The organism is Rahnella rivi (genome assembly GCF_019049655.1).
Lineage (GTDB): Bacteria > Pseudomonadota > Gammaproteobacteria > Enterobacterales > Enterobacteriaceae > Rahnella > Rahnella rivi.
On sequence record NZ_JAFMOX010000062.1, the window covers coordinates 240,125 to 265,290 of the forward strand.

The following is a 25,166-nucleotide window of genomic DNA, read 5'->3' on the forward strand; positions in this document are numbered from 1 at the left end:
GAATGTGCATAGACGCATTCCGGTTTTTTTCGTTTTAAGCCTGGTTACGCAAATCTTCAATAAACTCGGTCACCGGCACCGTTTTTTCACGGTCCCGCTGCGCTTCGTCGATCTTGTTTAACTGGTCAATCAGGATTTTCTTCATCTCGGCTTCGGCAAAGCGCGTCAGTAAATCCCTGACCATTGGCTGGTAGCCAATCTGATGATGTGCCGCGATAGTTTTCAGATTACTGAGCAACGATTTTTGCAGCCGGATTGAAATTGCCTGGAGTTCCATCATGTCATCGAACTCAGCGGCAAGAGAGGGAGATATCGCCTCTGCATGTTCTTCGGATGCACCCAGCTCGCGGGTATCCCACATATCTGCATTATCCTGAGCGTCATGGCGGGTTGTCATAATGTCTTCCTCTAAATTTAGGGTGTTACTGCCGATTTTCACAGGGCACCTTTGCTGGCGTAAATTCGCCTTTCAATCTCGTCAGGCTCAAATGCGGACTTAAGTCGTGCGGGGAGCCCATTATGGGGAGGTATAAAGCAGATTTTAAGTGTTCTTCCCCTGTTTGTTTCAGCAATAAACCACAAGGTGGGAGGCGTTGTCTGATGCTGCTCGCATTCCCCGATAAAATCTCATAAAAAAATGCCCGCCGGTTTTCACCTGCGGGCATTTTTATAGCCGTTTCAGCGGGACAGTGTGTCTTACGCTTCTTCTTCCTCATCGCGCAGCGGCACGATCAGCATGTCGATATGTACGGTGTTGATCAGCTGGCGGGCGGAGGACATCAGTTTGCTCCAGAAATCCTGGTGATGGCCGCACAGCACCAAATCCACGCCGTATTTATTAATCGCATCAACCAGAACCTGTGCTAAATCACCGCTGCCACTCAGGGTTTCTGAAATCGGATAACCTGCGTTTTGCGACAATTCATTCAGCGCGTGGTGAGTTTCTTCGGAAATACGTTTCTGCATGTCGCCCAGATTGACGTCGATAAGGCCGGTGTACAGGTCTGAATAGTTCACATCAACGTGGATCAGGGACACTTTAGCGTTGTAAGGGCGCGCCATGGAGACGGCTTTCTCAACTAAAACCTTGCTCTCCGGCGACAGGTCTACAGCAATGAGTATGTGTTTGTAAGCCATAAGAAAACTCCTTCCATAAGTCGGTTAACAGCAATATCTGCATCATGCGAAAGTCATGCTTTTAGTATAGCGCCAAAATGGTTAAACAAATCAAGCATACAGATCCCATTTCCTGTTCCGGCAATCGATAGATATAAATAATATGAGGCGTCTTCCCTATTTCCAGATTCGTTTCCTACACTGAATAATGCAGGCTTCTCCTGTTTTGGCAATTTTCTGTGATGTGAAAGAGGGCGGACATATTCGTGTCCGGGGGTGTGAAATCGCGGAAAGGCAGGGCGAAACGTCGGGTGTGCGGCAGAGTTGATGGCCGCAGTGCGCGGGGTGAGTTCGCCTTGAGGGGGAATCATGATCAGTCCCGTTGCGCTATTTTGGGCTTTATGTTTTGTATGTGTGGTGAATATGCTGCGCTATTATTCTTCTTTGCGCGCATTGCTGGTGGTTCTTCGGGGATGTGATCCCCTGCTGTATCAATATGTTGATGGCGGTGGATTCTTTACGTCTCACGGGCAACCGAGTAAGCAAATCAGGCTGGTGCGTTATATTTATGCTCAGCGCTACGTTGAACATCACGATCCTGAATTTATCCGCCGTTGTGAGCGGGTGCGCGGTCAGTTTGTTCTGACGACAGCGCTGGTTGGGCTTATTCTCATCAGTATGATGGCGATGCTCATCTGGTATTAAATCTGAATAATCGTTGTGAGGATGTGTGAAAAAGGAAATAAAAAAGGCGACCTTGTTCAACACAGGTCGCCTTTTTCTATTCTGAACCGAGATTCAGACGCTTATCAGATGAGCTTTAGCGCAATCCAGTACAACAGGCCGGAAAGGACAATCGAGACTGGCAGGGTTAAGATCCAGGCCATCGCGATGTTTTTCACGGTCTTCGACTGCACACCGCCACCGTCCACAATCATGGTGCCCGCCACCGCAGAGGACAACACGTGTGTCGTGGAAACCGGCATACCCGTGTAGCTGGCAACACCGATAGACACCGCCGCAGTAAGCTGTGCTGACAGGCCCTGTGCGTAGGTCATGCCTTTCTTACCAATCTTCTCGCCAATGGTGGTCGCAACGCGCTTCCAGCCAATCATGGTGCCCAGCGCCAGTGCCAGAGCCACAGCGATGATGATCCAGATCGGAGCATATTCCACGGTTTGAAGAATGTCGGTTTTCAGTTCACCCAGGAAGCGTTTATCCGCAGGTGACGTTTCCGGCAGCTTAGCGACTTTATCTGCCGTATCAGACACGCACATCAGCAGGCGACGCATATGGCTGCGTTCATCCGGTGACAATGCGCTGTAGGACGGAAGATTGGTCAGCAGAGTTTGCGCACGGCCAATAGCATCAAGCGCATGGCTGCTGTCGCAATGGAACACTTTTGCTGCATCGGTCGGGGCGATATTCACGTCTGGCGCAGGCACCAGAGGCGTTTGTGCTACCACGTGGGGTACCGCATCAACGTGCTGCTGATAATACTGCCCGAGGTGCGTCACGGCGTCGCGGGTACGGGTAATGTCGTAACCGGTGGCGCTCATGTTCAGCACAAAACCTGCCGGAGCCACACCAATCAGAACCAGCATGATAAGACCGATACCTTTCTGACCGTCGTTAGCGCCGTGAGAGAAGCTCACGCCGATAGCCGACAGGATCAGGCCAATACGGGTCCAGAACGGCGGCTTTTTCTTGCCGTCTTTCTTTTCACGTTCAGCAGGCGTCAGGTGGATACGGGCATGTTTCTTGTTGCCGCTCCAGTAGCGACGTAACAGGAAAATCATGGTCCCCGCCACAATCATCCCGACCAGAGGCGAGATAATCAGAGAGGCAAAAATACCGATCATTTTTGGGATGTTTAATGCATCGACCACGGACGTGTGAGTCATTAATGCATTGGTCAACCCGACACCAATGATGGCGCCGATCAGCGTATGGGAGCTGGACGCCGGCAGGCCGAAATACCAGGTGCCGAGGTTCCAGATGATCGCTGCCAGTAACATCGAGAACACCATGGCAAGGCCATGAGTGGAACCCACGTTGAGCAGAAGATCGGTTGGAAGCAAATGGACGATGGCATAAGCCACACTCAAACCACCGAGTATGACGCCAAGAAAGTTAAACACACCCGCCATCACGACCGCTAATTGCGAACGCATTGCCCGGGTATAGATGACGGTTGCTACTGCATTGGCCGTATCATGAAAACCGTTAATGGCTTCATAGAACAGGACAAACAGTAACGCGAGAATCAATAACGAACCGGTATGAATATCCAACCCGGCAAATAGATGCAGCATAATTGTTACGCCAGTTAGTGGTCATGAACGCCGCGCATTATCTGCGAGAACAGGGGGCCGATAAAAGGAAAATATGACATTTTTTTGATTAAAAACAGTTCAAAAAATGTTGCAATGTAGATTAACTTTTTATTAATCAGCAGGTTGTTGGGTCTTTGTCGTTTGAAACATTTGCTTACTTTGCCTCATGCAATGCCCCTGTGACTGGTTTATACCCCGTCAGTCCCTTACAATCCGCGACGCGCAGCGGTCAAAATCCTCCTGTGCGCAGGGCGTATCCTATTTAAAACGTAGCTGAATTTTCCGGAAAGAGAGGCCAAAAGTGGAACAGGTTGATGTGGTAGTCATAGGTGCGGGTGCGGCAGGCATGTTCTGTGCAGCGCAGGCCGGACAGGGTGGCTGCCGGGTTCTGCTGCTGGATAATGGTAAGAAAACCGGACGTAAAATTTTGATGTCGGGGGGCGGACGCTGCAATTTTACTAATCTGTATGCCGAACCGGCCGCCTATCTTTCCGAAAACCCGCATTTCTGCAAATCCGCCCTGGCGCGTTACACCCAGTGGGATTTTATCGACATGGTCAACCGCTACAACATCGCCTGGCACGAGAAAACCCTCGGTCAGCTTTTTTGCGATGACTCCGCACAGCAAATCGTGGCGCTGCTGGATAAAGAATGCGAACTGGGCAATGTCGATGTCCGGTTGCGCAGTGAGATTTCCGACGTACAGAAAACGGAAAATGGCTTTGTCATCAAGGTGAACGGCTCAACTGTAAGCACTCACTCACTTGTTGTTGCGAGTGGGGGGCTTTCCATGCCGGGGCTGGGCGCGACGCCGTTCGGTTACCGTCTGGCGGAGCAGTTTGGGCTGAAAGTATTGCCGACCCGCGCCGGTCTGGTGCCCTTTACCCTGCACAAACCGCTGCTGGATCACCTGCAAACCCTCTCGGGCGTGTCAGTGCCTGCGGTGCTGACCGCAGAAGACGGCACGGTTTTCCGTGAAAGCATTCTCTTTACCCATCGCGGCATGTCCGGCCCGGCCGTTTTACAGCTTTCCAGCTACTGGCTGCCTGGTGAGTTTGTGAGCGTTAACTTACTGCCTGATGTCGATCTGGCGGCGTTTCTCAATGACCAGCGGCAGGAACATCCTAATCAAAGCCTGAAAAATACGCTGGCGATGCAACTGCCGAAGCGTCTGGTGGAATGTCTGCAAACGCTCGGCCAGTTGCCGGACGTGACGCTGAAACAGCTCAACGTGCCGCAACAGGCGGAACTGGTTGAACAACTGCAAAACTGGCAGGTGCAGCCGAACGGCACCGAAGGTTACCGCACGGCGGAAGTGACGCTCGGCGGTGTCGATACCAGGGAGTTGTCTTCTAAAACCATGGCCGCTGCGAAAGTGCCGGGTCTGTACTTTATCGGTGAAGTGGTGGACGTGACTGGCTGGCTGGGCGGTTACAATTTTCAGTGGGCGTGGAGTTCCGCGTGGGCGTGTGCGCAGGATCTGGTGGCTGAGTTGGAACAATAAATTTTGTACACTAATTACACTCTATCATGTCAGCATTGGTGGATTTGTAAGTATCCCACCAAAACCGCCCATTCACTTTTAGAGATCTTCCGACATACTGATTATGTCACCTGGGGAGATCGCTATGCGTAAGATCCGATTCACCGGGCACCAGATCATCGCCGTCCTGAAATCAGTCGAGACTGGCAGGACAGTCAAAGATGTCTGTCGCGAGGCCGGTATTTCCGAAGCCAGCTACTACAACTGAAAAGTGAAATATGGCGGGATGGAAGCCGCTGATATCAAAAAAATCAAAGATCTTGAGGACGAGAATCGTCGTCTGAAGCAGATGTTTGCCGATCTGAGTTTGGAATGCCGGGCATTGAAAGATGTCATCGAAAAAAAGCTTTAAAACCAGCGATAAAGCGTGAGCTCGTCAGCTATCTGACAACACAGTTTACGATGAGCATACGCCTGGCATGCAGGATGTTATCGCTGAGCAGGACCGTATTTCGTTATCAACCGGAGATCCAGAGGCTGACTGAGGCAGCTGATCGCTATCCCCGCTACGGATTTAAGAAGCTTTTTCAGGTGCTTCGCAGGCAGGGGGGCGTCTGGAACCAAAAGCGTGTACACCGGATTTACTGTCTGCTAAAACTGAATTTTCGTCGTAAAGGTAAAAACGCCTGCCGATGCGCAATCTGGCTCCGCTGGCAACGCCGGAAGCATTCAACCAAAGCTGGTCGATTGATTTTATGCACGACGCCCTGGCATGTGGCCGACGTTTTCGGACCTTTAACGTCGTGGATGATTTTAACCGCGAGGCTCTGGCCATCGAAATTGACCTGAATATCCCGGCACAGCGTGTCGTCCGGGTGCTGGACAGAATAGCGGCAAACCGTGGATATCCGCTGAAAATGCAGATGGATAAACGGGCCGGAACTGATATCGCTGGCTCTGGCACAATGGGCTGAGGACCATGGCGTAATGCTGGAATTTATCAAGCAAGGCAAACCGACGCAAAATGCATTCATTGAATGTTTTAACTGAACGTATCGGACCGAAATACTGGATTTTTATCTGTTCAGAATACTAAATGAAGCACGGGAAATAACGGAACGCTGGCTGAATGAATACAACCGTGAGCGGCCCCATGAATCCCTTAATAACCTGACTCCGGAAGAATACCGGCTGATGGCTGAGAAGACGAAAAACTCAAAAGTGTGTGGAACTAAAACGGGTGTACTTACAACTTAAGCTACTGATTATAAAGGGAAAAGCGGCGTCACGGGGTGGAAGAGGGTAAAGTTGGGCAGTCTAGGGGTAAACTCCAATTGATAAAAGTGCCGTGGATCAGTAGAGCCTCGCATGCTCGGCAAGGAGTCAAACTGGCCTGACGTAAGGCTAAATAGCATGTGTTCAGTTTCGCTGGGTGGCTGAATTATTAATATGGTAATATCATTGATATGCGGGAAGGTTGTGAGAAAGTGAGATCACCCTAAGGTAGGGTGACTTTTTCAGACGTAATATCGGTCAGGTGAATATTTTATCAGTTCCAAGACGATGCGTTATAAATTTCAGCACATAGTCATATCGGAATAATTATATATAGGCAGGTGATTAAAATGAAAAGTGGCACAGTTACCCACACACCTAACAGCAATATTGCAAAGAGGATGTATATCTTTCTAATCATTACAGCCTCACCCTTGCTGGTATTCCTCGCCATTGATCTGTACAACCCGGAGTCTTCCTTACTTCACAATTTAACCTCCATTTCTAATAGTCTCCCAACGCTACACTCAATGACTAACCTGTCACTGAGCTCAGTAATGAGCGCGTATTGCAAGACAGCTCCGGTTTGGGCATTAATTCTTGTTATATTTTCATATAAAGAATTACGTTTAAAAACAGACCAAACTATATCAACGCTCATCACGACATTAATTTTATTTTCAATTTTATATTTAGGCATGGTGTCTTTATTATTATTTAACAACGTCGAGCTTACAGAGTCTGGAAGGCTGTTGAGAATGATGTCTTCAAATGATTATTTGCTCACCTTACTATTCATAGCTATATTTTCTGTAATATTTATTTTTACTACCTATTATGCATTATTTATATACGCGTTTTACAAAACGAATAATTCAACCAAAACCGCTCACTAACAACTGACTTTACCGAATTTATTGCCAAACCTTGTAAATTGAAGAAGCCCTCCTATCAGAGGGCTTATGAAAACACGTAGCGAAGAGGTGTACTTTAAGAATTAATGCGCCTGTCGGATAACTTCGTTATTTATCTTGTCGACGAGTTTATCATCGATAAGTGATGCAGCCAGAGTTATCCCAATAATTCCTGCGATGGTTACTGCAGTTACCGGAAGGCCGACAGTGGTAGCCACAACCGGTGCTACATAGGCAAGTATCCCTAGCGCTATTCCCGTCGCCATACCGCTTAATACCCAGGACTCCACTTCTAAAATCAGAGGACTCCAGTTGCCCGTCTGATAGCCTTCGATCGACTTCTCACGGACTTTATCAATTTTAATCACCACGTCAGCCGCAGTGAACGTTTTACCAAGAAAACCAAGTTTATAGGCCATATCCGTCGCATTAAGATGGTTCCAGGCGTTAACAATAGCGTCCCTGTCTCCGGCATTAATCCTCATGCCTGGATTTTGTAAAACCCTGTTCAGTGCTGCCATCGCATCGGCATGGGTGCGAATGGTCTTCCCCTGAAAATTCCTAATGTCCGCCGCGATTTCATTGGCGACACTTTTATACTTCTCGCCAAGAGTTTTACTGGCCTCTTGACCCACGGCGATAATAACATCGCTTGTTTGAATCAATAAATCACGCTCTTCCGCCAACTTTGACTGAATGAAGTCTTTAACTGCGGCCGCTGCAAGTTTCGGAAATCCTCCTTCTGGTCCTTTCCAGTTATTAAATTTAGTCGAGATACTATTAGGGTTACCGTTATTTACCGTGACGTCAACATAGCTATCAGGTGCATAATCAAAAACAGCTCTGTAAGTATAAGGCCCGGTAATCGTCAGGCTTTTTACAGTAATGTCAGTGGCAAAATCTTTCGCGGAAGAATATGTACCGGTTTTGGGGTCATAAGACCAGCCAATCAGTCCACTTGAAGTAAATGCTTCGCCTGAGGCTGGAACAGAGTCGCCTAAGATTTTTGCGTTGTCAGAGGCTCTGGTATGACCGGTTGCAAGACTACCAATGGCAAGTTTTGTACCTTGAACATCAATCCCCATAACCAAACCGGCAAGGCCAATTTGGCTAGCCTGAGTGACGTCAAGTTCCGTTACCGAAATACTCAGTACTCCACTTTTAGAAATGCTTTGAATAGTCACTTTTGCATAAGGATTGATTTTACGTGCTGACGCTATTAAAGAAGACAATTTTTTAATAACGGCAGGATCTTTTCTAATTTCAGAAATTTGCTTCTGCTGCGGATTCGCTGTGCCACTGCCACCACTGCTGTTATTGCCACTATTACCGTTTGAGCCACCTCCCGGAGTTGTGCCACCGCCGCTTTCAGAACTCCAGCCAGTACCGTCACCATATCCACCATAGTTAAAACCAGGCATATTTAGGTATCCTTATGTTTTGAAATTAAAAGAGTCAAAGCACCTTTATAAAACCTATGATATTAGGGGTTTTAATGGCCTTTAAACCAGAAGACTATGTATATGTATACACAGTGAGCAGACAATATTCGTTAGATTGAGCAGCATCAAGGCGTACAAAGCGTGCCGTAGATGGCACAACAGAAGGAGGGAAAACGATCGGTAGGGCGGGTGACTTTGTGTGTAAACCCTCATCCTGTTAAAGCAGAATTAGGGAGTCCGCGGAGAAACCCCAATCTCAGAAAAGAGAGAGTGACTGAACGCGGGAAGGGCGAAATACGCTGCCCCCGCCGCGGGGATCGGGTAGAGCAGATAAGAGTGGGGCGGAAGCAAAAACTTTAAAATTGCACGTGTCAAGCCGCTATCCGGGATGAGATAATGATGTTCATGAAGCCAAAGACAATATGAACAGCCAATATTCCGCCAGACTAATCTGTCGCGGAAATATCTACTGTATTTGTTATACCTGAACAAGTATGCGGGGAAGAATTGCCTTGATAAAAGTTTTGTTGAGGTAAGTACTATATTAACGGCACAGTAAGGAGTGTAGTGGTTTACTGAGAGTGGGAATAGCTAATCAGGGTGGAGGAGGAGATTGGTAAAATCTATCAACTCAGGGCGACTACGCCGCGTCATCGGCGCGATAAAACAGCAGCGTCATATTTGACAATTTTGCGCGCTTCTTTTTAAACCCATGATGGCGGGAAATTTCTCAGTGCCTGTCGCTGGTCAATTATTTTTCTGACATGTAGTCCGGCATCGAGTTGAGGGGTAGGCATTTTTTGCTGGTAATTTGTGTTTACCCAAATTAAGCTACCAGGGGTCAGTTTGGATATCGGAAATTATTGTACAGCACACCTTTAATATTTAGAGAAAACTCAATGAAAAGAATAATATTTAGCATCCTGTTATGTGGTCTTTTTTCTGGCTGTTCAATTTCAGTTTTTGGCCCACCAAAAGTTGTAGATTACAAAGGATCTGATTACGCTATTTTAAGTGTAAAAGAAGAGGGCAGTTTAACAATACTCAGAACCTATGAGTTACAGAATGGTTGCTATAAAAAAATAAAATCAGAAACACTTGTAGAAGCTACATTTAATCGACCTGAAGTTATCAGATACACTGAACATAAGATCAAGGGCGGGGGTTATTATGCGCTCGTTTACATTTATACTACTAGTTCCGCTGGACGGCAATTTCAACACGAATTATTGCAAACACTCATACCCGTGGCAGGGCATAACTACAATGAAAGCCGTGTAGACCTAACAACTAAGACACCTATACAGACATGGTCTTTGGATCAACGCTGTCGTGGTCTAATTTAAATTAAGTGACCATTATTCACATATTGGGGTTCTACGCGCTTTGTTGAATAAATCGACCTTTTGGCCTTAGTCAGGATCAGATCACCACACTCCTGATCCTGCAGCGATATCACGTGGCAAAATAAAAGTTCAAAATTACCAACTGGGCTACCTACAACAACGCGCTCATCAATCAGGGCTCACTGACATTCTGGTGACCTGCTCCAGGATTAGATACAAGGCTCAATTAGTAATGTCGGATCCTTCTCTCTCAGAATTACCCTTTCTCCAGCCCGCTGCAAATTCAGACGGCGTCTGATAATTTAGAATCAGGCGGAAAAATGCGGTATTGAACTTAATTTCGACCGTTATTACAGCGTCCGCACTGCGAATATTCGAACAGCTACAGTTAAAGGAGTCTTTAATCCTCTTAGTTTGGTCGAACAAAGTGTCGCCCGTTTGCGGCGTGACGATGACAAGGATGAAGCCTCCTCTTAGGGGTAGGAGAATGCTCCTGACCTTACAGTTATATATGTAGGCAGAGCTTCCAATATTCACACACTACTCTTGCATTTAAGTGTAATATTTTCAGTGAGTTAATCTGAAACCCCAAAAGATAGAGGCCGCATCCTGGAGCGTATTCTTCTTGAGGTAGTTGGAAAGAGGTTAATTAAAAGCTACATGCAGGCGATTAGTGTACAAACTTTATTATTCCAAAATGACCTTGTGTACAAAGTTTATTGTTCCAACATAGTGGCTGGCCGCGTCAGCTAACCCAACTCATCAATTCCACACCGAGACTGGCTGCCAGTTATCACGGCGATGAATACAAAAACACCCTGAAAACACTCGCGAATCTTCAGGGTGACCCTTCACATGCTCCGTGTCAGGTATCTGGCGCTCTTTAACGCGTTCTCAGGACAAGAATCTTTTCAGGTTTTCCAGCATATTGGTCATCATGCCAAAGGCCATATTCACGCTGTGAATGCTGTAATACAGCGTTATATCGTGGCGCATCAGGTAAGTTTCAAAACATTTATCTGCCAGCACTGCCTGAACTTCCAGGCTGCGATCGCGAAAATGGCGGCAGTTATTGATGTACAGCTCCAGCGACCGGTATTCCCCGGTGGCAAGCTGATTCACCAGCGCCGCCATCTGTTCAAAGCTTTCCACCAATGCCTTGTGCTTTTCCAGATGGTCTGCCTGCTCCTCAAGATTATCCATAATGCTGTTCTCCCTGTAATAAGACGACGGTAAAAGCCTGATCAGAAACGTTGCCAGTCGGCCTCATTGTGTGGCGGAGTGCCCGGTTTTTGCGTGCGCGGCAGTGCAGCCAGCGTCTGCGCCGGTTTTACGAAGGACTGACGCTGACCGGTGGCGTCGCTCAGGCGGAATTCACCCACCAGTCGCGCCAGGCCGTCGGCCTGATCCTGCAACGAGCGCGAGGCTGAAGAGGCTTCTTCCACCAGCGCGGCGTTCTGCTGGGTCACATCATCCATCTGATTAACGGCCTGATGCACCTGAGAAATCCCCTGACTCTGCTCGGTAGCCGCAGCGGCAATCTCGTTCACCAGATCTGTAACCTGACGGATGGCGTTGCCCATCGAGTTCATGTTCTCGCCGACATCGCCCGCCTGATGGGCACCGGCTTCGATCAGGCTGTAGGAGAGGTCGATCAGTTCTTTTATTTCACGTGCGGCGGTGGTCGAACGCTGTGACAGATTTCTGACCTCGCCGGCCACCACAGCAAATCCTTTACCGTGCTCACCGGCGCGTGCCGCTTCCACGGCGGCGTTCAACGCCAGAATATTGGTCTGGAAGGCAATGCCCTCGATAAGCGTGATGATCTCGGTGACTTTGCGGGAACTGCTGCGGATATCGCCCATGGTGCTCAGCATGGTTTCCAGCGAGGAGGCACTTTTCTCCGACAGCGCATTCATGTTGCCCGCCAGCTGGCTGGCCTGACGCGTGTTGTCGGCGGTCTGGCGAACCGTCTCGCTGAGCTCGGTCATGCTGGCGGCGGTCTGTTCCAGCGAGGCGGCCTGCTGCTCGGTGCGCGAGGAGAGATCTTCGTTACCGGCCGCGATTTGTGCCGACGCGCTGCTGACCGACTGTGACGCCGCACTCACGGACAACAGTGCACCGGAGACGCGTTGCATCAGGCTGTTGAAGGCGCGGGCCATGTTGCCCACTTCGTCATGACGGCTGGCATCGGCGCTCACCGTCAAATCCAGCCGTTCGCTGGCGATGGTCATGATATCCCCGATGGCCAGCAGGCTTTTCCGTACGCGGCGGATGGTGACCAGCGCAAAGAAACCCAGCAGCAGGATGGTGAGCGTCACGCCGCTGCCCATTCCCCAGAGTGTGGCGTTGAAAATGCTGCGGTTAGTGGCGCGCAGCCCCTCACCGATGTCGATGTTAACGGTAAGCTGTTTCTGGTAATCGGAGATGAGCTGACGGATAGCCATGCCGATGCCGCCATCGCCCTCAATCAGCGCCAGACTGACGTCATCCTGATGCGCCCGTGATGAGGCCAGAAACGCCGGGAGTTTTTCCTCAACTTTACGAATATTGTCGAAAGCGACATGGGTCAGCCTTTCATCTTCAGCGCTGGAGATATCGTGTTGCAGATAATATTCCGTCAGCGTTTTCAGCCCGGCAATCCGCTGCTGAATGAGGGTTTCTACCTCAGGCATTTTGCTGTTATCGGTCTGGCTCTGGTGTTTATAGAGCGTGAGGGAAAGCCTGTTGCTCTGATCGATGAGTTTATTGAGATCTTTGATGGATGGGATCGCATTGACCTGGACATATTCAAACCGGTCCTGGAAACCCGAAATCAACATAATGGCGGCGACCCCCAGTGCGATGAGGGCAGCAGATAGCAGTGTGAACGTCAGTAAAAGACGCTGTGTGATGTTCATATTTTCCCCTGATTTTAAAAGTCCGGCCTTCTTGAAAGTGGCATGACGTGAATCAGGGTTATCGGCAAAGGTTGCGCTAACGTTAATTAAACCGATCTAATTCAATTATTTACGTTAAGTCAATGTTTCGCGTTGGTGTTTAAAATGATTTTTTATGCACGTAAAAAGATTTTTCATGCTCTCTCAGACGATGTTGAATGATTCCCCCGACGCCCGGCGGGTTTGTGCAAAAGAACATCAGGATCGCGTCAATTTCTCATTGAAAAGCGCGGGGAAATGACACAGTCTGCGGCCTGCAGCGCGCCATCCGGCGAGCCTCTTTTTCTGTCACAAGGTCATCTGATGTGTATTCACTGTCGTCACCGTACAACTTCCCTCTATAAATCAATGCAATGAAAAGAATAACGGGACGATTTTCTGGCCTTAGCATCATGCTTCCTTTGCTTCTGACCGCGTGCGGAACCTTATCCGAGATGCAGGTGAAAGAAAGCCCGCAGGCGGTGAAGCAACTTGCCTGCACGAAAAATCTCGACGGGCTGGTTGACGGTATTGTTCAGCAGTATATGAAGAAGGAAAAAGCCAGCGGCCTGGCGATAGGGATTATCCGCAACAACGGCGAAGCCCGGACCTGGGGCTATGGGTATACCAACGCGGTAAATGGCTACAAAATTGACGGGGAAACGCTGTTTGCGCTCGGTTCCGTGAGTAAGGGCGTGACCGGTGAAGTGGTGGCCGGGCTGGTCGATAAAGGGCAACTGAACTGGGACGATAAACTCTCGGACTTGTTGCCGAAAAATATTCTGCTCAGCCCGGATGCCCGGAACATCACCTTGTTGCAGCTGGCCACACATACTTCCGGTTTACCGCGACAAAACATGAACAAAGACATGTTGCAGAGCTTCCTGAAATATCTGTATACCGGCGACAATTTCTATAACGAACTGGACAGCGATGCGGTAGTGAACGATCTCTCTTCGTTCAAAAAGCCGCAAAAGCGGGAGCCTCAGTATTCCAATCTGGGTTACGCGCTTCTTGGCTACATTCTCAAAGTAAAAACCGGCGAAGACATTCAGCAACTGGCGTATGACTTTATCTTTAACTCGCTGAAAATGAGCAATACCAGCTTCCACGGCCCGACGCTGAAAGATTACCCTTATCGCGCGATCGGTCATGCGGGCGATCAGCCGAAGTTTATTCGCCGCGGCAAAGTGGTGCCTGACTGGTACTTCACCAACAACATGGTGGCGGCGGCCAATCTGTACAGTAACGCCGATGACCTGCTGAAATATCTTCGTGCGCATATCGAGAATTCCCGCACCGGCGATCTCAACGCGGCTATTCAGGTCACAGAAAAAGTCTATTTCGAAAGAGAAATTGAGGCCGCCAATATTGCCTGGGTCACTGATTATAAAGATAACCAGATAATTACGTATCAGGTCGGATATATCGGCGGATACTCGAGTTATATCGGTTTTGATAAAAAACATCAGAATGCTGTTGTCGTGTTACAGAATTCCTTTAACTGGAGTAACTATATTGGTCATGATTTGTTATTAAAAATGGCAATGGCGGATGACTACCGGGAAACCTGTCAGTAAACATCCTCATTAAGTGCGAAAAATCCTAATATATTCATGATCATGTAACGTAAATAATGTGAAAAAAATTCGCATTATTTACTCGTGTATGAAATCATTGCGCCATCATGTTTTGAATCTTTTGTCACCATTGCAAAGTGGGCTTCACTTTATCCGGAGGAAAACTCGCTGCATTTTCTATTTTAATGTGCACCGGTTTTATCGCGATGAACGCTATTTCCCTGATTTATAAGATTCAACAAAGTAATTTTATTGCAAAGGTAATTCCATGTCTTTTATTCCTGCGAAGAAGAGCGCTTATCTCCTAAGCCTCATGATGATGTTTTGTTATACCTTTAAGGTTTATGCCAATGAACCGGCCGCTGCTCAGGTTACCGGTTCGGAAAATAACGCCGCCACGATTGCGCCAGCCGCACCCGCTGTCCCTCTGACGACGCCTCAAACCCCGGAGGCACCTGCACCGGCCTTACCGGACGTCACTCCGCCCGCTACGCCAGACGCACAACCTGCTGCCCCGGCCGATGCCGTGACCACGCTGCCCCTCACTCACGCGACGGCGAAACCCGAGCCTGAGCCTGAGCCGGTAAAAGAACCGGCCGCTGAAGTTGCGCCGGAGCCTGAGAAAGTCGCTTTCAGCCTGAACAGCGAAGAGCAAAAGCGTGCCTATGCCAGCGGCGTTGCCATGGCTAAATACATTGAAGCGCAGATTGTCGAGCAAAAGGCGCTGCACATTACGCTGGACAAAGACATTCTTCTGGCCGGGATCACCGATACCTTTAACCAGCGCGAAAAGATGAGTCCGCAGGATGTGCAGGCCACGCTGACGGCGTTTGATGAGCAGGTGAAGATCCTGACGCAGGCGGCGACAGCGAAAGAGCAGGGCGCAGAGAAAGCCTTTATTGAAGAGTTTGCCAAACGTCCGGGTGTGAAAAAGACCGCAAAAGGTCTTTACTATCTGGTTGAAAATAAAGGTGAAGGTGCGGTCATCAAAGACACCAATCAGGTGGAGGTGACCTACAAAGGGGAATTACTCGATGGCACTATGGTGGATGGCCCGCAAATCGACAATGCGAACCAGATTTTCCGCGTGGCCGACATGCCGCCTGTACTGCGTGATGCCGTGAAACTTGTCCGTAAAGGCGGAAAAGTGACGATTGTTATCCCGCCTGCCCCTGTCGGGAAAAACAGTGAGGACGGCAAGCCAAAATCAGTGGTGATTTACACGGTGTCTGTGGTGAACGTAAACAACCCGCACTGACCGCCGGTCAGCACTCCCCTTCGCCGGGGAGGCCGCTTTCCTGCCACAACCTCTCTGGCACATTATGCCAGGGAGGCACTTTCCTGATGCACCGCAATATAGCGCTCAAATTTGGCCGGTTTCAGCTGGCTGAGATCCACCAGCACCAATCCGTCGATGCAGTTGTTGAATTCCGGGTCGCTGCCGAAATCGATAAACTGCACGCCGCCGCTTTCGCAAAGTTCGGAATACTGTTTATACAGCGCCGGAATGCTGCATCCGAGATTGGCCAGCAGACGTTTGAGGCGCTGCAAATCTTCCTGATAATCATCTCCGCAAAACTGCGCTAACACGTCAGGCAACGACGCCGGATAAGGGCGCAGTGATGTCGCCAGTGGCAGCGTCGGGGCGAAATACAGTCGATAAAATGCCACCAGCAAATCGCGGGCGGGCAGCGGCATGCCGCCGGAAATCGACACCGGACCAAACAGATAACGCGTTTGCGGATATTTCGCCAGATATGCGCCGATGCCCAGCCACAGATAGTCCAGCCCGCGCTTTCCCCAGTACGCAGGCTGAATAAAGCTGCGTCCGAGTTCGATACCCTGCGCCAGAATCGGATCCATCTGGTGGCCGTACTGAAACAAACTCTGGCTGTAAATGCCGTTCAATCCTTTGCTGGCGACCTGATCGGCGGTCGGGATAAACCGGTACGCGCCGACAATTTCCAGCGCCTGCGGATCCCACAGCACCAGGTGATAATAGTCGTCATCGTAACCGTCGAGATCCCGACGGCGGCCGCTGCCTTCACCGACGGCGCGGAAAGCAATTTCGCGCAACCGGCCCAGTTCGCGCAAAATCGGCACCGTATCTTCCCCGTGACGGCGATAGAGATAAATCATCTTGCCGTCCGGCGTTTTGCCCAGCACTTCGCTGGCTTCCAGCGCGTGTTTCAGCACCGCCCGATCTTCGGCGCGGGCAATCGACGTTTCAGTGTGGAACAACCCCGGTTTGCCTGCACCAAGGCGGTAAAGATGTTTACGAAAACGCGCCGCCAGATCCCCCGCCTGCATCTGCCCGTCGTGCCAGCTGGCATACGGAATGCGCGCGCCGATTTTAAGCGTCAGACTGTTGCCGCGCTGGCCAAACATTTCATGCACCAGCAGCAGGGTACTCAGCGGGCGGTAAATCATCGACGTGAGATAAAACAGCGCACTGTTGCTGCCGCTGATATGCACCGGCACCACCGGCGCACGGGCTTTGGCCGCGAGGCGGATAAATCCGGTGTGCCATTTGCCGTCGCGCACGCCTTTCGAGCTCATCCGCGACACTTCACCCGCCGGGAAGACAATCAGCACGCCCTGATTTTGCAGATGCTCCTGCATTTGTGTGACCTGATTGCGGCGGGTACGGTTGCCCATATTGTCCACCGGGATCATCAGGCTGCCGAGCGAAGACACCAGCGATAACAGCTGATTTGCAACCACTTTGACATCCGGGCGCACCGACGCCACTGCGTGCAACAGCGCGAGGCCGTCGAGCGTGCCAATCGGATGGTTCGCCACCACCACCACCGGCCCGTAACTCGGGATCTGCTCCCGGTCACGCTCTGTCAGTTCACAGCGAATATTGAAATGCTCGAGCACCTGCTCGGCCATATCAATCCCTTTCAGGTGCTGATACTTGTCGGCAAAACGGTGGAATTCTTTTTCGCGGAAAAGGGTTTTTAACAGACGGCGTTGCCAGGAAGGGGTTTTGTGCTGCGGGTCGAGATCCTGAAACAGGGTATCCATGCTGAACATAGGATGTCCTCCGGTTGAAGTCTCCCGACCATAATCAGTGCACATGACAGCGATGTGACGTTTTGATGGCAGTAAGAGGAAGGCTGAATAAAACACCGGTTCAATTTGTTGCGAAAACAGCCAAATACCCATAGAGTCAACACTCCTGCATGGCGACTAAAATGCCCAACCCATCTTTCGTGAGACGCTGATTTCCATGCCCGCTCCCGCTTCGCCCGATCTATCTCCGGCTGCTGCTTCAAAGACCACGCTGCGCATTCTTTCGATTCTGGTGTTCAACTTCGCTAATTATCTGACCATCGGTCTGCCGCTGGCGATCCTGCCAGGGTATGTACATGAGCATCTCGGTTACAGCGCGTTTTGGGCGGGCCTGGTGATCAGCCTGCAATATTTTGCGACGTTGCTCAGCCGCCCGCATGCCGGGCGTTATGCCGATAAAGTCGGACCCAAAAAAGTGGTGATGATCGGCCTGACCGGCTGCCTGCTGAGCGGGGTGTTTTACCTGCTGGCGCTGTGGCTGGATGCCTCACCGGCGGCCAGTCTGGCGCTGCTGTGCATCGGACGCTTGCTGCTTGGCGCGGGGCAAAGTTTCGCAGGCACCGGTTCAACGCTGTGGGGCATCGGCGTGGTGGGTTCGCTGCATATCGGCAAAGTCATTTCGTGGAGCGGGGTGGTGACGTATGGCGCGATGGCGATTGGCGCGCCGCTCGGCGTGTGGATTTTCAGCCTTGGCGGCCTGACCCTGCTTTCCGGCTGCATAATTCTGGTGGCGCTGACGGCGTTGCTGGCGGCGTGGCGTAAAGCGCCGGTGGCGGGGAAAGCCGCGACACAACTTCCGTTCCGGCAGGTGCTGGGCAAAGTGTTGCCGTACGGGCTGGCGCTCGGGCTGGCGTCCACCGGCTTTGGCGTGATCGCGACGTTTATCACGCTGTTTTACGATGCCAAAGGCTGGTCGGGCGCGGCATTCTCTTTGACGTTTTTCAGCGCGGCGTTCGTGGGAATGCGGCTGCTTTTCCCCAACTGCATCAACCGTTTTGGCGGCCTGCGCGTTTCTCTGGTGTGTTTCGCCGTGGAAATCATCGGGCTGATTTTGGTATTTTTCGCCCCAACGGCTGGGGTGGCGATGGGCGGCGCGTTTCTTACCGGCGCGGGCTTCTCGCTGGTCTTTCCGGCGCTGGGTGTGGTGGCGGTTAAAAAATTGCCGCAGGAAAATCAGGGCAGCGCGCTGGCAACCTATTCGGCATTTCTGGATTTATCACTGGGTGTCACCGGCCCCCTGGCGGGAATACTGATGGCGCAGGCGGGGATCGGGGCGATTTATCCTGGCTCGGCGCTGCTGGTTCTGGTGGCGATGGCGCTGGTGCTGCGGCTGTTGTTACGTCCTTCACCGCAGAAAACCCGCGCCGACCTCTGATTCTTTTTCAACACATTACACGCCGTGCAGGCGGCCCATGTGCAGCGTATCCACCAGCTCACCGTCACGCATCGCATAGCAAGGGCTGCGGCCTTCGAGCATGAAACCAAACTTTTTGTACAAGGCGATGGCGGCGTCATTGTCAGCATAGACCGTCAGTTCCACGCGTTTCACCTGCAGCCACTTGTCACACAGCTCAAGAGCGGCCGCGAGCAATTTGCTGCCCACTCCTCTTCCCTGAAAACTGACATCCACGCCAATGCCGAACGTGGCGACGTGGCGGCGTCGCCAGGGCTCTTCCACGATCAGCGTCAGATTCCCGACCAGTTTGCCGTCAATGCAGGCCACCAGCGCGAAACGGTGAGGAGAAGAATTCGCCAGGCGGCCTTCCCAGAGCGCGGCGGGTGGATAAGGAAGTTGCAGAGTGTCGCTGTACACCGGCACCTGCGCGTAAAGTTGCCCAAGCGCTTGCGCGTCCGTTGATTCAGCATGGCGTATAACGATTTCGCTCATAGCGACACTCCTTTTAGTGTGGTTACTGTTTGAATATCCTCTAGATTTATCAGGAATAATAAAAGTGTCAATGTGTCATGTGGTGAAAAAAAATGCTTTACAAGTGCGAATGATAATGATTATTATTGCCATGCGTTCCGGGGATGGCCTCACACCAAGGTCAAACGGGTCCCCATGAATGCACGACATTGCTCACATTGCTTCCAGTATTATTTAGCCAGCCGGGTGCTGGCTTTTTTTTTGCCTTATTTTGAGCGGCAGAGGTGATGGCTCCGTTCACTCGCCCGGATCACTGACTCATGTACTGTCTCAGGTAAACCCGCCGGGATTCGCTTGCCTGCCACTCACACTCTTTAGATAAAATCTTTTTCACTCTCTGCCCAAACCCGCATTTATCTCCTGCAATTCCTTTGAATTTAGTCATCTGCGTTTGTTCATATTTTTTGAACAGAGGGGTGAAGTTTTTACGCTTTCTTATTCTCAGCCGTTGACTAGACTAGAGAAAACATTGAGGAGAGTTGAACATGATCTACTTACGCAAAGCACAAGAACGCGGTCACGCAAGTCACGGCTGGCTGGAAAGCTGGCACACTTTCTCTTTCGCCGATTATTACGATGCAAACTTCATGGGATTCTCCGCACTGCGGGTCATCAATGAAGACTTTATCGACGAAGGGCAAGGGTTTGGCAAACATCCGCATAAAGACATGGAAATCCTGACCTACGTGCTCGAAGGCACCGTGGAACATCAGGACAGCATGGGCAACAAAGAGCAGATTCAGGCGGGTGAATTCCAGATCATGAGTGCCGGTACCGGCGTGACGCACTCTGAGTACAACGGCAACAAAGACCGCAAATTGCATCTGTATCAGATCTGGATCATTCCGGATAAAAAAGGTCTGGAACCGCGTTATGAACAACGTATGTTCGACGCGCCACAAGGCCGCCAGCTGGTGCTTTCTCCGGATGCACGTGATGGTTCACTGAAAGTCTTCCAGGACATGGAATTGTCCCGCTGGGCGCTGAAAAAAGACGAACAGTCTGTCTATCAGATTCAGGCAGAACGTCGTGTGTGGATCCAGGTGGTGAAAGGCACCGTCTCCATCAACGGTCAGAAAGCCGGGCCAAGCGATGCGCTGGCGATCTGGGATGAAACGGCGCTGTCCGTTCATGCCGATGAAGACAGTGAAATCCTGCTGTTTGATCTGCCACCAGTCTGAACAGGCAGGTAACACCCCTGAAGGCGACTCCGGTCGCCTTTTTTACGTCTGTTATCTGAAGCTGACGTTAATGCCCAGCTGCCCCTGATATCCCATCCCCGGCAGGCTTAAATTTCGGTAATGCGTGATGTCACTGAAAAATGCCACGCGTTTTGACAGCGTCGCGGTCAGGCCTACGCCGTCCTGAACCCAGCGTTCCGTCGTCGGTGGCTCGATTTCAACCGTATTGATGGTCACTGCCGATTTATCTCCAACGTTGCCTACCAGATCAATGTGAAAATAGGGCGTCAGGGAAGAAGTGTTGCGTTCTGTCTGACGGAAAATCCGCAAGCCGCCGCGCACCTGGCCGCTGCTCTGATCGATGGGCTGAATGCGTTGGCTGAGCGTGTTGAACGAATCCAGATGCAGATGCTGAGCGACAAACTGCGCCTGCGGCTCAAGCCTCCAGTTGTCTGCCACACGGTAAGGCTTGCCGATCTCGACGGAGAGCGTCGAGCCATAACCTTTCTGCGCGGCGTTGCGTTTTTCCGATAAGTCCTCGCGATAAAAGGTGTTCTGGTTAACGACATTCAGATAGCCGCCTTCTGATGTCACCGCGCTGTAATACCCGCCAATACCCGCCGATGCCGTCGAAATATTGCCGGTGCTGAGCGCCTGCCCGATAAGCCGCAGCGCGCTGTCTTTGGTATCGGTGGTCTGATTCCCCAGTGTGACGATCACCCCGGCGCGGCGGTGCTCCCCGTCCGGTTTTTCTTCCTGAAACAGATCTCTGCCGATTTGCGCAAACCAGATATTCGACGCGCGATAGCGGGTATCCGTCACATCCGCGTTATGGCTGCCGCCGAGTAAACCCCAGGTGCCGTTTTCGCGGTTTTTCGACGCATTACTCTGCCGTTCAAGGTAGGTTCCCACCGTTTTAAAGCCATATTCCCGGTTGAGGTAAGGTGCTGTGACGTAGGCATTTTGCGCCGGTTGCGGGTCAGCGGCCTGTACACAGCTTTCATGCAGCGCAAAACTGACCGTTCTGCCCAGAATAAACAGCAGCGTAAAGGCGGTAAAAGTGAGGGTTTTGCCTGAAGTCGTCATGAGTTCGCCTGCCTGTCTGCCCTGATTTCATCGGATAAGGCGGCTCAATATAGGCTGTTTTTTGCGCAAGGCTAATCACACTGCATCAGAGATAAAAATGTCAGGCACCACGGGCATCACAGCCCGGCGTGAGGAATTTTAGCCGGGCAAAAAAGCAATGATTACCGGTGATTTTCTTAACTAAACGCGTTTTGCGCAACGCGGCGGCATAGTCCTTTCTCTAAAAAGATGCTGAGAATTTATTCAACTTCGTGACGCTTTTCACAGCCTGATACGACGCTGTCCCGATTTTATGAGCATGCTCTCATTCCACCCTTTCAGTCATGGAAACCGGTTTCCAAAGAGACTCAAATACCTTCGGCAAGAGAAAACGGGCAGAACATTAATTATCTGGGAGTGAAGCAAAATGAAAAGAATCATGCTTTGTTGTTCGGCGGGGATGTCGACCAGTTTGTTAGTTCGCAAAATGAAAGAGGCCGCTGCCGCGCGGGGCGAAGAGGTGCAGATCGAGGCGTTTGGTGCCAGCGAGTTTGACGAAAAGTTCCGTGACTATCAGGTGGTGCTGCTCGGGCCGCAGGTGCGCTACATGCAGGCCGATTTATCGGCAAAGGCAGCAGAATTTAATATTCCGGTCGAAACCATCAATATGATGGATTACGGCATGCAGCGCGGCGACAACGTGCTGGACTTCGCTTACGGCCTGATCGCCCAGGAAGGAAGCCGCGTATGAGTGGCCTTTATCAGGCGATGGTGAACGTGATCGAAAAGCACATCACGCCACTGGCCGGCAGCGTCGGCCAGCAGCGGCATGTGATTGCGATCCGCGACGGCTTTATCGCCGCGCTGCCGTTTATGATCATCGGCTCATTTATGCTGGTGTTTATCTTCCCGCCTTTTTCCCCCGACACCACCAACGGTTTTGCCCGCGGCTGGCTGGATCTGTCGCTGAAATACCGCGAACAGCTGATGCTGCCGTGGTATCTGAGCATGGGCGTGATGACCTTTTTCATCTCAGTCGGTATCGGTGCCAGCCTTGGCAAACACTATAAACTTGACCCGATCATGACCGGTTTGCTGGCGTTTATGGCCTTTCTGCTGGTCGCCGCGCCCTATCATGACAAACAAATCTCCACCCAATATTTCTCCGGCGAAGGCATATTCACTGCGATCCTGACGGCTATTTATGCCGCTGAAGTGTATGCGCTGCTCAAACGCCGCAACATCACCATCCGCCTGCCGAAAGAAGTGCCCACCGGCGTGGCGCGTTCTTTTGAAATTCTGATCCCGGTGATTGTGATTGTCGCCACGCTGCATCCGCTGAACCTGTTTATTCAGTCCACCACCGGGATGATTATTCCCGAAGCGATCATGCACCTGCTGGCGCCGCTGGTTTCTGCCTCCGATTCTCTGCCGGCGATTTTGATTTCGGTGTTTATCTGCCAGGTGCTGTGGTTTGCGGGTATTCATGGTGCGCTGATTGTTACCGGCATCATGAATCCGTTCTGGATGACCAATCTGGCGCTGAACCAGACGGCATTACAGGCCGGTGCGCCGCTGCCGCATATCTATCTGCAAGGATTCTGGGATCACTATTTGCTGATTGGCGGCGTCGGTTCGACCCTGCCGCTGGCGATCCTGCTGCTGTGCAGCAAGGCGGTGCACCTGCGTACCATCGGCAAAATGGGGGTGGTACCGAGCTTCTTTAACATCAACGAACCGATTCTTTTCGGTACGCCGATTATCATGAATCCGGTGTTTTTCCTGCCGTTCACACTGGTCCCGATGCTCAATGCCATCTTCGCCTATACCGCCACGAAACTCGGCTGGGTAGCGCAAGTGGTGTCGCTCACACCCTGGACGACACCGGCGCCAATTGGTGCGTCATGGGCCGCAAATTGGGCGTTCAGCCCGGTAATTATGTGTCTTTTCTGTATGGTGTTATCGGCAGTAATGTATTACCCGTTCCTGAAAGCTTACGAACGTACGCTGCTGAAACAGGAAGCGGAAAAGGCTACGACACAAACGGCGGGTAACGCCGTGCCAGCAAACAGCTAAAAGCTAACGGACAGCGAGGATGACGATGAAATATCAATTTCCAAAAGAATTCTGGTGGGGCAGTGCCAGCTCAGCGCCGCAAACGGAGGGGGAAACCCTCAGTCACGGTAAAAGCGCCACGGTCTGGGATCACTGGTATTCGCAGCAACCGACACGTTTTCACGGCGACGTCGGCCCGCAGGACACATCGACGTTTTATAAAAACTGGCGCGAGGATATCGCGCTGCTGAAACAGCTGAACCACAATACTTTCCGAACCTCTATTTCCTGGGCGCGCCTGATCCCCAACGGGCGTGGCGCTGTCAATCCGGAAGCGGTGGCGTTCTACAATCAGGTGATTGACGAAATGCTGGCGCAGGGCGTGCAGCCGTTCATCAACCTTTTCCACTTCGACATGCCCATGGCGATGCAGGAAATCGGCGGCTGGGAAAACCGCGACGTGGTGCAGGCCTATGAAACTTATGCCGATACCTGTTTTGAGTTATTCGGCGATCGCGTGAAACACTGGTTTACCTTCAATGAGCCGGTGGTGCCAGTCGAAGGCGGCTACCTGTATGATTTCCACTATCCGAACGTGGTGGATTTCAAACGTGCGGCCACCGTTGCCTATCACACCATGCTGGCGCATTCGCGGGCGGTGAAAGCTTACCGCGCCCGCAACCTTGGCGGTGAAATCGGCATCATTCTCAACCTGACGCCGTCTTATCCGCGCTCGCAAAACCCGGCTGACCTGAAAGCCGCGAACATTGCGGATCTGATGTTTAACCGCAGCTTCCTCGACCCGGCACTGCGCGGCGAATATCCGCAGGAACTGGTGGATCTGCTGAAAAAACACGATCAGCTCCCCGCCTGTCAGCAGGGAGACAAAGAGCTGTTGCAGCAGGGCGTGGTGGATTTACTCGGCATCAACTATTACCAGCCGCGCCGCATTCAGTGCCGCGACAGTATGGTGAATCCGGAAAGTCCGTTTATGCCGGAATGGTTCTTTGACAACTACGTCATGCCGGGGCGTAAGATGAACCCGCACCGTGGCTGGGAAATTTACGAGCAGGGCATTTACGATATTCTGACCAATCTGCGCGAAAACTACGGCAACCCGCGCTGTTTCATTTCCGAAAACGGCATGGGCGTGGAGCACGAACTGCGCTTCGAAAAAGAGGGCCGGATTGACGACGATTACCGCATCGAGTTTGTCAGCGGGCACCTGAAATGGCTGCACCGGGCGTTGCAGGAAGGCAGCGGCTGTCTCGGCTACCATATGTGGACGTTTATTGATTGCTGGTCGTGGATGAATGCGTACAAAAACCGTTATGGCTTTGTGCAACTGGATCTCGACACGCAAAAACGGACAGTCAAAAAGAGTGGCGAATGGTTCGCGCAGGTCGCTAAACAGCACGGTTTCGACTAACCCTTAACGCGGTGACGCAAG

Annotated in this window: 21 protein-coding genes and 1 pseudogene; 12 read left to right on the forward strand and 10 right to left on the reverse strand. The window is 51.2% G+C overall.

From position 1 onward, the window contains the following. Positions 1-34: 34 nt before the first annotated feature. From J1779_RS16390 to J1779_RS16400, 3 genes are all read right to left on the reverse strand, one after another. A complete protein-coding gene (locus J1779_RS16390; RefSeq protein ID WP_217204264.1) occupies positions 35-397 on the reverse strand; it encodes a hypothetical protein in 363 nt (120 codons plus the stop codon). 299 nt (positions 398-696) lie between these two features. Beyond that, positions 697-1,137, reverse strand: a complete 441-nt coding sequence (gene uspA / locus J1779_RS16395) for a universal stress protein UspA (protein ID WP_014333460.1) — start codon at positions 1,135-1,137, stop codon at positions 697-699. 53 nt (positions 1,138-1,190) lie between these two features. Further along, positions 1,191-1,487 carry a hypothetical protein gene (locus J1779_RS16400; protein WP_136376333.1) on the reverse strand — a complete coding sequence of 99 codons (297 nt, stop codon included), beginning with the start codon at positions 1,485-1,487 and terminating at the stop codon, positions 1,191-1,193. Between J1779_RS16400 and uspB the strand changes: the two genes are divergently transcribed. Next, the gene (uspB, locus tag J1779_RS16405) at positions 1,486-1,821 is read left to right on the forward strand and encodes a universal stress protein UspB (RefSeq protein ID WP_056775554.1); all 336 of its coding nucleotides are present in this window, start codon (positions 1,486-1,488) and stop codon (positions 1,819-1,821) included. The two genes, J1779_RS16400 and uspB, sit on opposite strands and share 2 nt — an antisense overlap. Positions 1,822-1,925: 104 nt before the next feature. On the opposite strand, the gene pitA is transcribed toward uspB, so the two are convergent. Continuing rightward, positions 1,926-3,431, reverse strand: coding sequence for an inorganic phosphate transporter PitA (gene pitA / locus J1779_RS16410; protein ID WP_056775551.1), 1,506 nt, complete (start codon positions 3,429-3,431; stop codon positions 1,926-1,928). 322 nt (positions 3,432-3,753) lie between these two features. On the opposite strand from pitA, the gene J1779_RS16415 reads away from it, so the two are divergent. The 3 genes and pseudogenes from J1779_RS16415 (at position 3,754) to cui (ending at position 7,106) form a co-directional block, all read left to right on the forward strand. Further along, positions 3,754-4,956, forward strand: a complete 1,203-nt coding sequence (locus J1779_RS16415; protein ID WP_217204265.1) for a BaiN/RdsA family NAD(P)/FAD-dependent oxidoreductase — start codon at positions 3,754-3,756, stop codon at positions 4,954-4,956. Positions 4,957-5,080: 124 nt separating this feature from the next. Next, positions 5,081-6,170, forward strand: a pseudogene (locus tag J1779_RS16420) (IS3 family transposase). Positions 6,171-6,611: 441 nt separating this feature from the next. Then, positions 6,612-7,106 (forward strand): colicin immunity protein Cui, encoded by a 495-nt coding sequence (gene cui, locus J1779_RS16425; RefSeq protein ID WP_274388816.1) that lies wholly within the window; start codon positions 6,612-6,614, stop codon positions 7,104-7,106. 101 nt (positions 7,107-7,207) lie between these two features. Here cui and J1779_RS16430 read toward each other — a convergent pair whose 3' ends face one another. Next, entirely contained in the window at positions 7,208-8,545 is a 1,338-nt protein-coding gene (locus tag J1779_RS16430; protein WP_217204267.1) for a colicin-like pore-forming protein, read from the reverse strand. Positions 8,546-9,465: 920 nt separating this feature from the next. On the opposite strand from J1779_RS16430, the gene J1779_RS16435 reads away from it, so the two are divergent. After that, positions 9,466-9,912 carry a hypothetical protein gene (locus J1779_RS16435; RefSeq protein WP_217204268.1) on the forward strand — a complete coding sequence of 149 codons (447 nt, stop codon included), beginning with the start codon at positions 9,466-9,468 and terminating at the stop codon, positions 9,910-9,912. A gap of 894 nt (positions 9,913-10,806) precedes the next feature. Here the strand turns inward: J1779_RS16435 and J1779_RS16440 are convergent. After that, positions 10,807-11,115, reverse strand: a complete 309-nt coding sequence (locus tag J1779_RS16440) for a hypothetical protein (RefSeq protein WP_217204269.1) — start codon at positions 11,113-11,115, stop codon at positions 10,807-10,809. 41 nt (positions 11,116-11,156) lie between these two features. Further along, positions 11,157-12,812 carry a methyl-accepting chemotaxis protein gene (locus tag J1779_RS16445; RefSeq protein WP_217204270.1) on the reverse strand — a complete coding sequence of 552 codons (1,656 nt, stop codon included), beginning with the start codon at positions 12,810-12,812 and terminating at the stop codon, positions 11,157-11,159. Between the two features lie 431 nt (positions 12,813-13,243). On the opposite strand from J1779_RS16445, the gene J1779_RS16450 reads away from it, so the two are divergent. After that, complete coding sequence (locus J1779_RS16450) at positions 13,244-14,410, forward strand: serine hydrolase domain-containing protein (protein WP_238485183.1); 1,167 nt, start codon at positions 13,244-13,246, stop codon at positions 14,408-14,410. Positions 14,411-14,678: 268 nt separating this feature from the next. Then, complete coding sequence (locus J1779_RS16455) at positions 14,679-15,668, forward strand: FKBP-type peptidyl-prolyl cis-trans isomerase N-terminal domain-containing protein (RefSeq protein WP_217204272.1); 990 nt, start codon at positions 14,679-14,681, stop codon at positions 15,666-15,668. A 62-nt stretch (positions 15,669-15,730) separates the two neighbouring features. Here J1779_RS16455 and olsF read toward each other — a convergent pair whose 3' ends face one another. Further along, entirely contained in the window at positions 15,731-17,449 is a 1,719-nt protein-coding gene (gene olsF / locus J1779_RS16460; RefSeq protein ID WP_217204273.1) for a bifunctional ornithine lipid synthase OlsF, read from the reverse strand. Positions 17,450-17,645: 196 nt separating this feature from the next. Between olsF and J1779_RS16465 the strand changes: the two genes are divergently transcribed. Further along, a complete protein-coding gene (locus J1779_RS16465; protein WP_056775529.1) occupies positions 17,646-18,863 on the forward strand; it encodes an MFS transporter in 1,218 nt (405 codons plus the stop codon). Between the two features lie 15 nt (positions 18,864-18,878). Here J1779_RS16465 and J1779_RS16470 read toward each other — a convergent pair whose 3' ends face one another. After that, positions 18,879-19,376 carry a GNAT family N-acetyltransferase gene (locus J1779_RS16470; RefSeq protein ID WP_122097264.1) on the reverse strand — a complete coding sequence of 166 codons (498 nt, stop codon included), beginning with the start codon at positions 19,374-19,376 and terminating at the stop codon, positions 18,879-18,881. Between the two features lie 524 nt (positions 19,377-19,900). Between J1779_RS16470 and J1779_RS16475 the strand changes: the two genes are divergently transcribed. Then, a complete protein-coding gene (locus tag J1779_RS16475) occupies positions 19,901-20,596 on the forward strand; it encodes a pirin family protein (RefSeq protein ID WP_056775524.1) in 696 nt (231 codons plus the stop codon). A 51-nt stretch (positions 20,597-20,647) separates the two neighbouring features. On the opposite strand, the gene J1779_RS16480 is transcribed toward J1779_RS16475, so the two are convergent. Continuing rightward, positions 20,648-21,682, reverse strand: a complete 1,035-nt coding sequence (locus J1779_RS16480; RefSeq protein ID WP_217204274.1) for an autotransporter outer membrane beta-barrel domain-containing protein — start codon at positions 21,680-21,682, stop codon at positions 20,648-20,650. Between the two features lie 406 nt (positions 21,683-22,088). On the opposite strand from J1779_RS16480, the gene J1779_RS16485 reads away from it, so the two are divergent. The 3 genes from J1779_RS16485 to J1779_RS16495 are packed head-to-tail and all read left to right on the forward strand — an operon-like array spanning position 22,089 to position 25,145. Then, a complete protein-coding gene (locus J1779_RS16485) occupies positions 22,089-22,412 on the forward strand; it encodes a PTS sugar transporter subunit IIB (protein WP_056775519.1) in 324 nt (107 codons plus the stop codon). Then, positions 22,409-23,737: a PTS sugar transporter subunit IIC gene (locus J1779_RS16490; RefSeq protein ID WP_122097266.1), complete on the forward strand. Its 1,329-nt coding sequence runs from the start codon at positions 22,409-22,411 to the stop codon at positions 23,735-23,737. Before J1779_RS16485 ends, J1779_RS16490 begins: the two co-directional genes overlap by 4 nt. A gap of 25 nt (positions 23,738-23,762) precedes the next feature. Beyond that, positions 23,763-25,145 carry a glycoside hydrolase family 1 protein gene (locus J1779_RS16495; RefSeq protein WP_056777138.1) on the forward strand — a complete coding sequence of 461 codons (1,383 nt, stop codon included), beginning with the start codon at positions 23,763-23,765 and terminating at the stop codon, positions 25,143-25,145. Positions 25,146-25,166 lie beyond the last annotated feature (21 nt).